The following is a 13476-nucleotide window of genomic DNA, read 5'->3' on the forward strand; positions in this document are numbered from 1 at the left end:
GGTGTCCTCCATCGAACCCGGCTGGAGCACCCGCACCCGCGTGCTGCGGGGGGTTGCTGCGGCGTCGTCGAGCCGGGTCTCTCGGCCGCTCCGGATGGTGTGCGATCCGACTGTAGGGATCCGGTGCCCGACGGTGTCAACCCGCGGAGCCGGGCAGTGATCCCCGCCGCACCGAATCTCCCGACCTGCGGAATCGCCACCTCGGACCGCCTCGACCTGTCCGGACATCTCGACCGTTTTCCTGGGGGGTGGACTCCGGGTTGTCCGGGGAGGTGACCACGCCGCACCCTGGTCGGGTGACGACGAGCCGACGGAGGCCCTCGCGCCCCGGTCGGTTACCACGGGGCGTGACCGAGCCCGCCCCCCACGAGCCGACCCGTGCCGCCCGGCGCGCGGTGCCGGTGCGCCCGACCGGCCTCGAGCCGTTCTGGCCGAGCCGGCGCGCACCCGCCTACAGCGAGCTCTGTCGCTGAGCGGTCTCCCGCCCCGCGGGCCGTAACGCCACGCCCCCGGCGTGCGAGGCACCCGCCGGACCGGGAATCGCCCGCCGGACACCACTCCGGCCCGCCACCCGTCCCGAACCCCGGCACGCCCCCCAGGGCCGGCCGGCCCCGGCGCGCAGCGGTCGTCACCGACCGCCCGCCGCCCCCACGGAAGGACCCCGTCCCGCGATGTCCCCGCACGTCCTGCGCTCCGGATCCCGGGCGCGCACCGCCGCCGTCCTGCTCGCGCTGCTCACCGCGCTCGGGCTGCTGGCCGGCTGCTCCCGCGCCGACGAGAGCACCACCGCCGCGGGCGCCACCTCCCCCGCGACCGAGGTCCGCCTCGGCTACTTCCCGAACATCACCCACGCCCCCGCGCTGGTCGGGGTGAAGCAGGGCCTGTTCGCCGCCGAGCTGGGGAGCACGAAGCTCACCACCCAGACGTTCAACGCCGGCCCGGACCAGGTCAACGCCCTGCTCGGCGGCTCGATCGACGTCGCGTTCATCGGCTCCGGCCCGGCGATCAACGCCTTCACCAAGTCCAACGGCGAGGCCGTGCGCCTGGTCGCGGGCTCCACCTCGGCCGGCGCCCAGCTGGTGACCAGCCCGGACATCACCTCGCCCGAGCAGCTCAAGGGTAAGATCATCGCGACGCCGCAGCTGGGCAACACCCAGGACATCGCGCTGAAGACCTGGCTGTCGGAGAACAAGCTCCCGATCGGGCAGGGCCCGGACGCGGTGACCGTGCAGAACATCGAGAACCCGCAGACCCTCGACCTGTTCAAGCAGGGCAAGGTCGCCGGCGGCTGGCTGCCCGAGCCGTGGAGCTCGCGCCTGGTCGACGCCGGGGCGAAGGTCCTGGTCGACGAGAAGTCCCTGTGGCCCGACGGGAAGTTCCCGACGACCGTCGTCATCGTCCGGACCGAGTTCCTGGCGCAGCACCCGCAGACCGTCGAGGCGATCCTGCGCGGCGAGCAGAAGGCCATCACCCTCATCCGTGAGAACCCCGCGCAGGCGAAGACCGTCTCCAACGAGGCGATCGGCGAGATCACCGGCAAGCCGCTGGCGGCGAACATCCTCGACCGCGCCTTCACCGAGCTGTCCTTCGACTCCGACCCGCTCGCCTCGACCTTCCCGCAGCTGGCGAAGGACTCGGTCACGGCGGGCATCGCGAAGAGCGAGGCGGACCTGACCGGCTTCCTCGACCCGGCCGCGGTCGACGCGGTCCGGACCGGCTCCGGGGAGGCCGCCGTGGACCCGGCCGGTCTCGCCGCCGCGAACTGACCTTTCCGATCGACGAGGGGAACCACCGATGACCGTCGACCTGACCGCCCGGCGCCCGAGGACCCGCGACACGGCCGTGGAACTGTCCGGGGTCGCCAAGACCTTCGGCACCGGCGCCGGGGCGGTGACCGCGCTCAACGGGATCGACCTGCAGGTCGGCGACGGCGAGTTCCTCTGTGTGCTCGGCGCGTCCGGCTGCGGCAAGTCGACGTTGCTGAACCTGCTCGCCGGGCTCGACGAGCCCACCGCGGGCGCGGTCCGGGTCGGGTCGGCGCGGCCGTCGTTCATGTTCCAGGAGGCCGCGCTCATGCCGTGGCTGACCGCGCTGCGCAACGTCGAGCTGCCCCTCAAGCTCGCCGGGCACGGCCGGTCGGCCCGGCGCGAGCGGGCCGAGGAGCTGCTCACCCTGGTGCGACTGGAGGGCCTGGGCGACAAGCGTCCGCACGAGCTGTCCGGCGGCATGCGCCAGCGCGTGTCGCTGGCTCGCGCCCTGGCCGCGGCCACCGGTCTCGGCGACGCCCACGGCGCCGGGGGGCTGCTGCTGATGGACGAGCCGTTCGCCGCGCTCGACGCCATCACCCGCGACGTCCTGCAGGGCGAACTGCTGCGGGTCTGGCGGGCCACCGGGACGACGATCGTGTTCGTGACCCACGACGTCCGCGAGGCCGTCCGGCTGGCCGAGCGGGTCGTGCTGCTGTCGTCGCGGCCGGGGACCGTCGTCCGCGAGTGGACGGTGCCCGCCGGCGGTCACGACGCCGAGCAGCAGGCCGAGCTGCACGACGACATCACCGGACGGCTGCGGGCGGTGATCACCAGCCATGCCGCGTGAGGAGTCCTCGATGACCGTCGTGGACGACGACCGCGACTCCGCGGCCGCCGTCGCCGGGCTCGACGCGCTCGACACGCCCGTCGAGCGGACGACGCCGTGGTGGCAGCGGTTCCTGCGGACCTGGCTGCCGCCGATCGTCGCACTCGTGGCGATCGTGGTGGTCTGGCAGATCGTCTGGGCCTCGGCGGTCACGCCCGAGTACCGGCTGCCCGCCCCGGGCGCGGTGGCCGAGGCGTTCGGCGAGACCGTCGTCAGCGGCGAGATCTGGTCGATCCTGTGGACCTCGATCAGCCGGGCCGCGCTCGGCTTCCTGCTCGCCCTGGTGATCGCCACCCCGCTCGGCGTGGTCGTCGCCAAGGTGCCGCTGGTGCGTGCGGCGATCGGGCCGCTGCTCACCGGTCTCCAGTCGCTGCCGTCGGTGGCCTGGGTCCCGGCCGCGGTGCTGTGGTTCGGGCTGACCAACACCACGATCTTCTTCGTGGTCCTGCTCGGCTCGGTGCCCTCGATCGCGAACGGCCTGGTCGCGGGCATCGACCAGGTGCCGCCGATCCTGCCCCGGGCCGGCCAGGTCCTGGGCGCGACGGGCTACCAGATGGCCCGCTACGTCCTGCTCCCGGCGGCGCTGCCCGGCTACCTCGCCGGCTGCAAGCAGGGCTGGGCGTTCTCGTGGCGCTCGCTGATGGCCGCGGAGATCATCGCGGCCGGTCCCGCACTCGGGGTCGGGCTGGGCGCCTACCTGAAGAACGGCGCCGACGTGAACGACATCGTGCAGGTGTTCGCCGCGATCCTGCTGATCCTCATCGTCGGCATCGGGGTCGAGCTGCTGGTCTTCCGCCCACTGGAGCGACGGGTGCTGCGCGCCCGGGGGCTCGCCCTGACCGTCTGACCCCCCCCCCCCCCCCCGCGACGCCCGAGCGGGCCGTACGCACCCGCCCCGGTGCGTCCGGCCCGCTCGGCCGTCCACAGGTGTCCGGACGTGCCCGGACACCCCGTCCCACCAGGCGAAACCCGGTGACCCCAATCCCAACTCCAAGGGTTGGGTTTGCGCTCCGGGCGGGTTACGGTTCTCCCATGACCGTTCCGGTTCCGCTGACGACACGCGCGCACGTCGACCTCGCGCGCGTCGCCTCGGCGCTCTGTCGCTCCTGACGGCCGATCCCGGGGGCCGGTCCCGACGACCGCTCCCGCGGACCGTTCCCGACGGCCGGGCCGGACACCGACCCACCCGGCCCAGCGGTCCGGGACCGGCACCCCGCCGCAGCACCGCACACCGCGGACCGGCTCGTCGAGCCCACGGCGCCCCGTCCGCCACCACCGCACCCGCCTCCCCGTCCGCGCGACCGCGGACGGTCGACGCGGCGTGCCCGCCGACGTCCCCAGGAGATCCCATGACGATCGCGACACCGCGGGAACGCGCTCCCGCCCCACCCGAGGTCGAGACCCTGCGCACCCGGGCCTCCCGCGGGCCCGACCGGGTGCCGCGCTGGGCGGTCAAGACCGCCTCACCGCTCGTCCTGATCGGGCTGTGGCAGGTGCTGTCGAGCACCGGCGTCCTGCCCCGCGACGTCCTGGCCTCCCCCGCGACGGTCGCGGTCACCGCCGCCGGGATGTGGGCGGACGGGGCGCTGCAGAGCGCGGTCGCCGTGTCGGGCGTCCGTGTGCTGTCGGGCATCGCGATCGGCGTCGTCGCCGCGGTGCTGCTCGCGACCCTGTCCGGGCTGTTCCGCCGCGGCGAGGACGTCATCGACGCCCCCGTCCAGATGCTGCGCACGGTGCCGGTCATCGGGCTCATCCCGCTGCTGATCATCTGGTTCGGCATCGGCGAGGAGCCCAAGGTCGCGCTGATCGCGCTGGCGGTGACCTTCCCGCTCTACATGAACCTGTTCGGTGGCATCCGCAACGTCGACGCGACGCTCGTCGAGGCCGCCCGCACCCTCGGCCTCGGCTGGTTCGGCCAGGTCCGGCACGTGATCCTGCCGTCGGCGATGCCCCAGTTCCTGGTCGGGCTGCGCTACTCGCTCGGCACCGCGTGGCTCGCGCTGGTCTTCGGCGAGACGATCAACGCGACGTCGGGGATCGGCTACGAGATGAACACCGCCCGGGAGTTCTTCCAGACCGACGTGATCGTCGTCTGCCTCGCGCTGTACGCGGTGCTCGGGCTGGTCGGCGACCTCGTCGTGCGCACCCTGGAGAGGGGGCTGCTGTCGTGGCGACCGGCGTTCAGCGGGCGGTGAGACCCGTCTCGGTCCGCGGCCTGAGCCGGCACTTCGGTGACCGGGCCGTCCTGACCGACCTCGACCTGGAGATCCGGCCCGGGGAGTTCGTCGCCCTGCTCGGCGCCTCGGGCTGCGGCAAGTCCACCCTCCTGCGGATCCTGGCCGACCTCGACAACGACGTCAGCGGGGAGGTCACCGTCGCCCGGCGCCGCGCCGTCGGCTTCCAGGCACCACGCCTGCTGCCGTGGAAGAAGGTGTGGCGCAACGTCGTGCTGGGCCTGCCCGGCCGGCCGGACCGCGCCCGCGCCGTGGCCGCGCTGACCGAGGTCGGCCTCGCCCACCGCACCGACGTGTGGCCCAAGGTCCTCTCCGGCGGCGAGGCGCAGCGGGCCGCCCTGGCCCGCGCCCTGGTCCGCGACCCGGACCTGCTGCTGCTCGACGAGCCGTTCTCCGCGCTCGACGCGCTGACCCGGATCACCGCCCGCGGGCTCGTCGACGAGCTGTGGCAGCGCCACCGCTGCGCGGTGCTGCTGGTGACCCACGACGTGGAGGAGGCGCTCGTCCTGGCCGACCGCGTCCTGGTGATGGACGGCGGCCGGATCGCGCACGACGCGCCGGTCCCGTTCCCCCGGCCGCGCGACGTCACCGACCCCGACTTCCAGCACCTGCGGGCCGACCTGCTCGGCAGGCTCGGCGTGCACCGAACCCAGGAGCGAGCGTGAGCATCGAGTTCGTCGGCATGATCGGGACCCAGGAGGTCTCCGAGATCCGGCCCGCCACCGGCCCCGTCCTGGACCCGGCCGTCGTCCGCCGGTTCGCCGCCGCCAACGAGGAGGCCGGCTTCGACAAGGTCCTCATCGGGCACTCCTCGTCGACGCCCGACGGGCTGCAGGTCGCCGCGTACGCCGCCGCGCACACCGACCGGCTCGGCTTCCTGGTCGCGCACCGGCCCGGCTTCACCGCACCCACCCTGGCCGCCCGCCAGTACGCCACGCTGGACCACTTCAGCGGTGGCGGCCGGGTCGCGATGCACGTCATCTCCGGGGGCAGCGACACCGACCAGCGCCGCGACGGCGACTGGCTGGACAAGGACGAGCGCTACGCCCGCACCGACGAGTACCTCTCGGTCGTCCGCCGGGCCTGGACCGACCCCGAGCCCTTCGACCACACCGGCGAGCACTACCGGGTCGCCGGCGTCGCCCAGGAGATCCGTCCGCTCGGCCCGATCCCGGTCTACTTCGGCGGGTCCTCCGACGCCGCGTACCGGGTCGGCGGGCGGCACGCCGACGTCTTCGCCCTCTGGGGCGAGCCCCTCGCCGGGACCGCCGAGCAGATCGCCCGGGTGCACGACGCCGCCCGCGCCGCGGGCCGCACCGAGCCGCCCCGGATCAGCGTGTCCTTCCGCCCGATCCTCGGCGACACCGAGGAGCAGGCGTGGGCCCGCGCGCACGACGTCCGGGACCGGATCGTCGCCGCCCGGGGCGGACACGGCTCGTTCACCGGCACCCGGATGCGGGAGCCGGGTGCCCCGGCCAACGTCGGCTCGCAGCGGCTGCTCGCCGCCGCGGAGGCCGGTGAGCTCCACGACCGCTGCCTGTGGACCGCCACCGCGGCCGCCTCCGGCGCGGCCGGCAACTCCACGGCGCTCGTCGGCACCCCGGACACCGTCGCCGCCGCGCTCGCCGACTACGCCGACATCGGGGTCACCACCCTGCTGATCCGCGGCTACGACCCGGTCGACGACGCCCGCCGCTACGGCAGCGAGCTGCTGCCCGCCGTCCGGGCCGAGCTGGCGCGACGCGGGGTCACCGCCGGGGCGGGGGTCACCGCGTGAGCGCACCCGCCACCACGGGCACGGTCTGGGCGCCCGAGGGCACCTCGCGCGGCACCGTCGTCGCGCTGTCCGGGCGGGGGGAGCACCCCGGGCTGTACGCGCGGCTGGGTCGCAGGCTCGCCGTCGACGGCTGGACCCTCACCGTCCCCGCGCCCGGCGCCGACGCAGGGGAGGTCACCGGCGCGCTGGCCGGGGCGACCGGGGCCCGGGTCCTGCTCGGCTCCGACACCGGCGCGCTGCGGGCGTGGGAGCTCGCCGCCGACCTCGCCCCGGACGGGCTCGTCCTCGCCGGGCTCCCCGCCGCCGACCCCGGCCCGGTGCCCGCCGACCGGGCCGGCGAGCTCGACGCCCGCACCGCCTGCCCGGTGCACCGCGGCCTGCTCGAGTCCGACCCCGACTTCACCTGGGGCGCACTCGCCCTGGCCGCGCCGCCGCTGCCGTCGTCGGCGCTGCCCGACCTGCCGGTGCTGTGGCTGCACGGCGACGCCGACCGCGTCGCCCCGGTCGCGGGCGTCCGGGCGCTGGCCCGGCCCGGCGACGACGTCGCCGTCGTCGTCGACGGGGTGCACGACGTCCTGAACGACCAGTTCCACCGGATCGTCGCCGCGCGGCTCGTGCAGTTCCTGGAACGCCTCGCCAAGGGCGCCCGCTTCGTGGAGGAGACGCCCGCCCGGGCCGTGACGGCCGGACCGGCGCGCCCGCGTCGCGCGGCGCCGCTGAACGTCTCCGCCCGCCTCGACCACGCCCTGCGGGCCCTGGCCGAGCTCGTCGCCGCCGACGGGGAGACCGTCACCTGCGACGCGATGGCGCGCGCCTGCGGGGTGCCGCTGAACTCGCTGGTCAACGTGATGCTGGCGCTGCGGCGCGCCGGCCTGGTCAGCAGCCGCCGCGGCTGCGAGGGCGGCTACCGGCTGGCCCGGCCCGCCGGGGACATCACCGTCGCCGACGTCGTCCTCGCCACCGAGGGCTCGATCGCCACCCTCCGCGACTCCGGCCCCGCCGCACCGCTGTGGGCCGACCTCGAACGCACCGTCGCCGACTTCCTGACCGCCCGCACCCTGACCGCCCTGGAGGGCGATACCCGGTGACCACGCACCCGCACGGGACCGACCCGTTCCACCCCGACCTCGCCCCCACCCCGCCCGACCACGCGCGGGTCCACCTCGTCCGGGGCGCCGACCTGTCCGCCGACACCGCCCAGACCAGCGGGATGTCCCGCCGCGAGGCCGTGAGCGGCCGCACCGTCGGCTCGTCGAAGCTCTGGACGGGCGAGACGCACGTCGCGCCCGCCACGAACTCCGGCGACCACCACCACGGCGAGGCGGAGACCTCGATCTACGTCGTGTCCGGCCGGCCGCGGTTCGTCTTCCACGACGGCACCGGCGAGGTGGTCCTGCAGACCGAGCCCGGCGACTACGTGTTCGTCCCGCCGTGGGTCCCGCACCGCGAGGAGAACCCCGACCCCGAGGTCCCGGCCGTCGTCGTGATCTCCCGCAGCACGCAGGAGGGGATCGTCGTGAACCTCCCCTCGCTCACCCCGCTCACCGACCCGGAGACCACCCCGTGACCCGCCGACCGCTGCTCGCCCTGCCCGCACTGCTCGCCGCGCTGGCGCTGCTGCTCACCGGCTGCTCCGGCGCCGCCGACGACGGCCCGGCCGACCTGTCGCAGGTCACCCTGCGGGTCGGCGACCAGGCCGGTGTCCAGCAGGCCCTCGTCGAGGCCTCCGGCGCGCTCGACGGCGCGCCCTACCGGGTCGAGTGGGCCCAGTTCCCCGCGGCCGCGCCGCTGCTGGAGGCGCTGCGCGGCGAGGCGATCGACGTCGGCATCGCCGGCGACGCACCCACCCTCACCGCGCTGTCCTCCACCGACCGCATCAAGATCGTCGAGGCGACCCGCTCGCCCAGCCAGGGCGGCCTCGCCCTGCTCGTCCCGAAGGACTCGCCGATCCGCTCGGTCGCCGACCTGCGCGGGAAGACCGTGTCGCCGACCACCCAGGGCAGCATCGGCCACTACCTGCTGCTGCGGGCGCTGGAGGAGGCCGGGGTGCGGCCGGACGAGGTGACGATCTCGTTCCTGCAGCCGGTCGACGCGGCGGCCGCGATGAACTCGGGTGCGATCGACGCCTGGTCCACCTGGGACCCCTACACCGCGGTCGCCCAGCAGGAGTCCGGCGCGCGGATCCTGCGCGACGCGAAGGGCCTGGGCACCGGGCTGACCTTCCTCGACGCCAACACCGCCGCCCTCGACGACGCGGGCACCCGCGCCGCGCTGACCGACTTCACCGAGCGCTACGGCCGTGCCCTGCAGTGGGCCCGGGAGAACCAGCGGGAGAACGCCGCGATCTACGCGAAGCTGACCGGGCGCCCGGCGGCGGTCGCCGACCTGATGGCGCAGCGCGCGCTGCGCGACATCGCGCCGCTGTCCCCGGAGCTCGTCGCCGAGCTGCAGGGGGTCGCCGACCGGTACTCCGGCTACGGGGTGCTCCGCAACCCGGTGGACGTCGGGTCCGCGGTCCGGGACCTCGGCGCACCCGCCGGGTCCTGACCCGCCGGACCGGGGGCCGGCGCGACGGCCCCCGGTCAGGTCCGGTAGTCCGCGGCGAACGGCACCGACCGCGCCGCGGGGGCCTCCACGCCGGCCCCGGCGGGCGGGGTCCACAGGCCGCGCCCGCGCAGGATCGGCATGACGCCCTCCCCCATCCACCACGCCTCCTCCAGGTGCGGGTACCCGGACAGCACGAACTCGTCGATGCCGGCCTCGTGGTACTCGGCGATCCGGTCGGCGACCTCGGTGTGGCTGCCGACCAGGGCGGTGCCGGCGCCGCCGCGGACCAGGCCGACCCCGGCCCAGAGGTTCGGGGCGATCGTCAGGTTGTCGGTCGACCCGTTGTGCAGCGCCCGCATCCGGCGCTGTCCCTCGGACTCGCTGGCGGCCAGGCCCGCCTGCACGCCCGCGATCGTGGCCGGATCGAGTGCGTCGAGGAGCGTGTGCGCCTGCGCCCAGGCCTCGTCGGCGGTGTCGCGGGTGATCACGTGCAGCCGGATGCCGAACCGCATGCTGCGCCCGCGCGCGGCGGCGAGCCCGCGGATCCAGTCGATCTTCTCCCGGACGGCGTCGACCGGCTCGCCCCAGGTCAGGTACACGTCGGCGTGCTCGGCGGCGACGTCGCCGGCCGCCGGGGATGACCCGCCGAAGTACACCGGCGGCACCGGGTCGGGCAGCCGGGACAGCGACGCGGACTCCACGCGGACGTATGCGCCGTCGAGGTCGACGGTCTCGCCGCGCCACAGCCGGGTCACGACCGAGAGGAACTCGCCGGTCCGGGCGTAGCGGGCGTCCTTGTCGAGGAAGTCGCCGTAGGCGCGCTGCTCGCGCGACTCGCCGCCGGTGACGACGTTGAGCAGCAGCCGCCCGCCGGAGTGCCGCTGGAAGGTGGCGGCCTGCTGCGCGGCGAGCGTCGGGGAGATCGCCCCGGGGCGGAACGCGACGAGGAACCTCAGCCGCTCGGTGTGGGCGACGAGCATCGCCGTGGTCAGCCAGGCGTCCTCGCACCAGGCGCCGGTGGGGGTGAGCGCGCCGTCGAACCCGGCCTGTTCCGCGGCGCGGGCGACCTGGGCGAGGTAGCCGACCGACGCGGGGCGGATGGCACCGGCGGAGCCGGTGGCGTTGCCGTGGCCTCCCCCGACGAGGTGACGGCCGTCGCCCATGGTGGGCAGGAACCAGTGCAGGGTGACTCCCATCCGGTGAACGGAACAGGGCGGCACCGCGCCGCGCAAGACGCCCGGGACCCCGGTCACACACCGCTCCACAGTGGACCTTCCACTCCTCGGGACACCTGTCCGTACCCCCGCGATCATGGCTCCCACCAGGCAGGACACGGGTGATCCGGATCGCCGCGGCCTTGGGCGGCGCCCGCGGTGGCGGCTACGGTGACGACGTGACCGGATCGGTGCTGCTGACCACGCGGGGGCATGTCGACCTCGCGCGCGTGGCGTCGGCGCTCTGTCGTCGTCCGACACGCTGCGCCTGAGACCAGCCCGCCGGGTCCCGCCCACCGCGGAAGCCGTCACCCGGTCCGGCCCGCCCGACGTCCGCCTGCACGCGGAGGTCGCCGGTGCGCCCGGCGCAGCCCGCTCCCCCCACCGGCACTCCCGCGCCGTCGTCGTGCACCGGCACGCGACCGGACCCACCGGAAGGACCTCCGTGACCACGACCTCCCCCGCCCCCACCGGCACCGACGGCCGCGCCGCCTGGACCGACGAGCAGCTCGACGCCGTCTTCGCGCCCGCCTTCGCCCGGATCGCCGAGGGCGCGGTGGCCCGTGAGCAGGGCCGCACCCTCGCCCACGACGAGGTCGCCGCGCTGCAGGCCGAGCGCTTCGGCGCGCTGCGGCTGCCCGTCGCCCTCGGCGGCTACGGCGCCACGGTCCGCCAGCAGTTCCGGCTGCTGGTCGACCTGGCCGCCGCCGAGTCGAACCTGCCGCAGGCGCTGCGCGTGCACTGGTGGTACGTCGACGACCTGCTGCTCGCCGCCCCGGGCCCGGACCGCGACGCCCGGCTGGCCGCCGTCGCCGGGGGTGAACTCGTCGGCAACGCCATCACCGAGCCCGGCGTCGGCGCGATCGACCGCTACCGGACCGTGCTGACCCCGGACGGCCACGGCGGCTACCGGCTCGACGGCACGAAGTACTACTCGACCGGCAGCCTCTACTCCGACCGGATCCTCGTCGCCGCCGACCTCGACGGCGAGCGGGTCTCGGTGCTCGTCGACGGTGACGCCGAGGGCGTCGCCCAGCACGACGACTGGGACGGCTTCGGACAGCGCCTCACCGCCAGCGGCACCACCGTGTTCACCGACGTCGCCGTGCCCGCCGACCGGGTCCTCGGGCCGGGCTACGGCACCGTGGGCCGCGGCTGGGGCACCTCCTACCTGCAGCTCGTCCAGCTCGCCGTCCTCGCCGGCATCGCGCGGCGCGCCACCGACGACGTCGCAGGCTGGGTGCGGGAGCGCACCCGCACCTTCACCCACGCCGCGGCCGACCTGCCCCGCCACGACCCGCTGGTGCAGCAGGTCGTCGGACGGTTGTCCGCCGCGGCGTGGTCGTCGCGGGCCCTGGTGCTGACCATCGCCGACCAGCTCGACCGGCTGCTCGACGCGGGCGGGGAGGACCCCGAGCTGCTCGACCGCGTGGAGCTCGACGTCGCCCACGCCCAGGCCGCCGTCATCCCGGCCGTGCTCGACGCCACCACCCAGCTGTTCGAGGTCGGTGGTGCGTCGATCACCTCGGAGAAGCTGCGCCTGGACCGGCACTGGCGCAACGCCCGGGTGATCTCCACGCACAACCCGCTGATCTTCAAGCTGCAGGCGGTCGGGGACCACGTGCTCAACGGCACCGACCTGCCCTACGCCTGGAGCGCAGGCAAGCGATGACCGGCCCGCGACGTCTGCACCTCAACGCGTTCGACATGACCTGCGCCGGGCACCAGTCGCCCGGTCTGTGGCGCCACCCCGAGGACCGCTCGCACACCTTCCACGACCTGCGCTACTGGACCGACCTGGCGCAGCTGCTGGAACGGGGCGGGTTCACCAGCCTGTTCGTCGCCGACGTCGTGGGCCTCTACGACGTCTACCGCGACGGCCCGGAACCGGCGATCCGCGACGGCGTGCAGGTGCCCGTCGGCGACCCGACCCTGGCCGTGTCGGCGATGGCCGCGGTCACCGAACGGCTGGGCTTCGGGATCACCGTCTCGCTGACCTACGAGAAGCCCTACGCGCTGGCGCGGCGGTTCTCGACGCTGGACCACTACACCCGGGGCCGGGTCGCGTGGAACGTCGTGACCTCCTACCTGGAGTCCGCGGCCCGCAACCTGGGCCTGGAGAAGCAGGTGCCGCACGACCGGCGCTACGACGTCGCCGACGAGTTCATGGAGGTCGCCTACCAGCTGTGGGAGGCCTCCTGGGACGACGACGCGGTGCTCCTCGACCGGGAGAAGGGCGTCTACACCGACCCGGCGAAGGTCCGGCCGATCGGGCACCGGGGCGAGTTCTTCGACGTGCCCGGCATCGGGCTGACCGAGCCGTCGCCGCAGCGCACGCCGACGATCTTCCAGGCGGGTGCGTCGTCGCGGGGCACCGCGTTCGCCGCCCGGCACGCCGAGGGCGTCTTCGTCATCTCCCCGACCCCGGAGGGCCTCGCGCCGCGGGTCGCCGAGCTGCGCCGGCAGACCACCGAGCAGGGGCGCGACCCGCGCTCGGTGAAGGTCTTCACGATGCTGACGGTGGTCACCGGGGCCACCGACGAGCAGGCACGGGAGCGCTACGCGGACCTCTCGCGGTACGTGAGCCTGGAGGGCGCGCTCACCCTCTACGGCGGCTGGTCCGGCCTGGACCTGTCCACGATGGACCCGGACGAGCCGCTGCGGTTCGCCGAGACCGAGGCCATCCGCAGCGCGGTGGAGCTGTTCACCACCGCGGACCCCGACCGGGAGTGGACGCCGCGGGCCATCGCCGAGCACATCGGGATCGGCGGGATGGGCGCCGTCGTCGTGGGCGGGCCGGAGACGGTCGCCGACGAGATGGAGCGCTGGGCGCAGGTCGCCGACGTCGACGGGTTCAACCTCGCCTACGCGATCACACCGGGGACCTTCACCGACGTCGTCGAGCACGTGGTGCCCGAGCTGCGACGGCGCGGGGTGCTGCCCACCGAGCCCGAGGGGGCCACGCTGCGCGAGCACCTGTACGGCGCCGGGCAGGCCCGGGTCCGCCCGGACCACCCCGCCGCGGTGCACGCCAGTCGCCGCGGGGCGTCCGACACCTGAGCCCCGACCT

14 protein-coding genes and 1 riboswitch are annotated in these 13476 nt (G+C 75.0%); of the genes, 13 read left to right on the forward strand and 1 reads right to left on the reverse strand.

Annotation, left to right across the window (positions count from 1 at the left end; all coding sequences use genetic code 11):
- Positions 1 to 5: 5 nt before the first annotated feature.
- A riboswitch (SAM riboswitch) is annotated at positions 6 to 101 on the reverse strand.
- A 570-nt stretch (positions 102 to 671) separates the two neighbouring features.
- From WHI96_RS09440 to WHI96_RS09480, 10 genes are all read left to right on the forward strand, one after another.
- Positions 672 to 1766 (forward strand): ABC transporter substrate-binding protein, encoded by a 1095-nt coding sequence (locus WHI96_RS09440; RefSeq protein WP_345652032.1) that lies wholly within the window; start codon positions 672 to 674, stop codon positions 1764 to 1766.
- 28 nt (positions 1767 to 1794) lie between these two features.
- On the forward strand, positions 1795 to 2595 hold the full coding sequence (locus WHI96_RS09445) for an ABC transporter ATP-binding protein (RefSeq protein ID WP_345652029.1): 801 nt from the start codon (positions 1795 to 1797) through the stop codon (positions 2593 to 2595).
- Positions 2585 to 3481 carry an ABC transporter permease gene (locus WHI96_RS09450; RefSeq protein WP_374203910.1) on the forward strand — a complete coding sequence of 299 codons (897 nt, stop codon included), beginning with the start codon at positions 2585 to 2587 and terminating at the stop codon, positions 3479 to 3481. The genes WHI96_RS09445 and WHI96_RS09450 overlap by 11 nt, the downstream gene beginning before the upstream one ends.
- A 185-nt stretch (positions 3482 to 3666) precedes the next feature.
- A complete protein-coding gene (locus WHI96_RS27830; RefSeq protein WP_357460805.1) occupies positions 3667 to 3744 on the forward strand; it encodes a putative leader peptide in 78 nt (25 codons plus the stop codon).
- 239 nt (positions 3745 to 3983) lie between these two features.
- The gene (locus WHI96_RS09455) at positions 3984 to 4829 is read left to right on the forward strand and encodes an ABC transporter permease (protein ID WP_345652023.1); all 846 of its coding nucleotides are present in this window, start codon (positions 3984 to 3986) and stop codon (positions 4827 to 4829) included.
- Entirely contained in the window at positions 4826 to 5533 is a 708-nt protein-coding gene (locus tag WHI96_RS09460) for an ABC transporter ATP-binding protein (RefSeq protein ID WP_345652020.1), read from the forward strand. Before WHI96_RS09455 ends, WHI96_RS09460 begins: the two co-directional genes overlap by 4 nt.
- Complete coding sequence (locus WHI96_RS09465) at positions 5530 to 6645, forward strand: LLM class flavin-dependent oxidoreductase (RefSeq protein ID WP_345652017.1); 1116 nt, start codon at positions 5530 to 5532, stop codon at positions 6643 to 6645. The genes WHI96_RS09460 and WHI96_RS09465 overlap by 4 nt, the downstream gene beginning before the upstream one ends.
- Positions 6642 to 7733 carry an Rrf2 family transcriptional regulator gene (locus WHI96_RS09470; protein WP_345652014.1) on the forward strand — a complete coding sequence of 364 codons (1092 nt, stop codon included), beginning with the start codon at positions 6642 to 6644 and terminating at the stop codon, positions 7731 to 7733. The genes WHI96_RS09465 and WHI96_RS09470 overlap by 4 nt, the downstream gene beginning before the upstream one ends.
- A complete protein-coding gene (locus WHI96_RS09475) occupies positions 7730 to 8212 on the forward strand; it encodes a cupin domain-containing protein (RefSeq protein WP_345652012.1) in 483 nt (160 codons plus the stop codon). The genes WHI96_RS09470 and WHI96_RS09475 overlap by 4 nt, the downstream gene beginning before the upstream one ends.
- Positions 8209 to 9192 (forward strand): ABC transporter substrate-binding protein, encoded by a 984-nt coding sequence (locus tag WHI96_RS09480; RefSeq protein ID WP_345652009.1) that lies wholly within the window; start codon positions 8209 to 8211, stop codon positions 9190 to 9192. The genes WHI96_RS09475 and WHI96_RS09480 overlap by 4 nt, the downstream gene beginning before the upstream one ends.
- Positions 9193 to 9227: 35 nt before the next feature.
- On the opposite strand, the gene WHI96_RS09485 is transcribed toward WHI96_RS09480, so the two are convergent.
- Positions 9228 to 10388: an LLM class flavin-dependent oxidoreductase gene (locus tag WHI96_RS09485; RefSeq protein WP_345652006.1), complete on the reverse strand. Its 1161-nt coding sequence runs from the start codon at positions 10386 to 10388 to the stop codon at positions 9228 to 9230.
- 140 nt (positions 10389 to 10528) lie between these two features.
- Between WHI96_RS09485 and WHI96_RS09490 the strand changes: the two genes are divergently transcribed.
- The 3 genes from WHI96_RS09490 to WHI96_RS09500 all read left to right on the forward strand — a co-directional run bounded on the left by WHI96_RS09490 (position 10529) and on the right by WHI96_RS09500 (position 13466).
- The gene (locus WHI96_RS09490) at positions 10529 to 10678 is read left to right on the forward strand and encodes a putative leader peptide (protein ID WP_345652003.1); all 150 of its coding nucleotides are present in this window, start codon (positions 10529 to 10531) and stop codon (positions 10676 to 10678) included.
- Positions 10679 to 10851: 173 nt separating this feature from the next.
- A complete protein-coding gene (locus WHI96_RS09495; protein ID WP_345652000.1) occupies positions 10852 to 12078 on the forward strand; it encodes an acyl-CoA dehydrogenase family protein in 1227 nt (408 codons plus the stop codon).
- Complete coding sequence (locus WHI96_RS09500) at positions 12075 to 13466, forward strand: LLM class flavin-dependent oxidoreductase (protein WP_345651997.1); 1392 nt, start codon at positions 12075 to 12077, stop codon at positions 13464 to 13466. Before WHI96_RS09495 ends, WHI96_RS09500 begins: the two co-directional genes overlap by 4 nt.
- Positions 13467 to 13476: the final 10 nt, after the last annotated feature.

This window comes from Pseudonocardia tropica (assembly GCF_040105315.1).
Taxonomy (GTDB): Bacteria; Actinomycetota; Actinomycetes; order Mycobacteriales; family Pseudonocardiaceae; genus Pseudonocardia; species Pseudonocardia alni.

Bases quoted from the DNA above. Each gene is read 5' to 3' on its own strand.
- WHI96_RS09440 (WP_345652032.1), top strand. From the start codon at position 672: ATGTCCCCGCACGTCCTGCGCTCCGGATCCCGGGCGCGCACCGCCGCC.
- WHI96_RS09445 (WP_345652029.1), top strand. From the start codon at position 1,795: ATGACCGTCGACCTGACCGCCCGGCGCCCGAGGACCCGCGACACGGCC.
- WHI96_RS09450 (WP_374203910.1), top strand. From the start codon at position 2,585: ATGCCGCGTGAGGAGTCCTCGATGACCGTCGTGGACGACGACCGCGAC.
- WHI96_RS27830 (WP_357460805.1), top strand. From the start codon at position 3,667: ATGACCGTTCCGGTTCCGCTGACGACACGCGCGCACGTCGACCTCGCG.
- WHI96_RS09455 (WP_345652023.1), top strand. From the start codon at position 3,984: ATGACGATCGCGACACCGCGGGAACGCGCTCCCGCCCCACCCGAGGTC.
- WHI96_RS09485 (WP_345652006.1), bottom strand. From the start codon at position 10,388: ATGGGAGTCACCCTGCACTGGTTCCTGCCCACCATGGGCGACGGCCGT.
- WHI96_RS09500 (WP_345651997.1), top strand. From the start codon at position 12,075: ATGACCGGCCCGCGACGTCTGCACCTCAACGCGTTCGACATGACCTGC.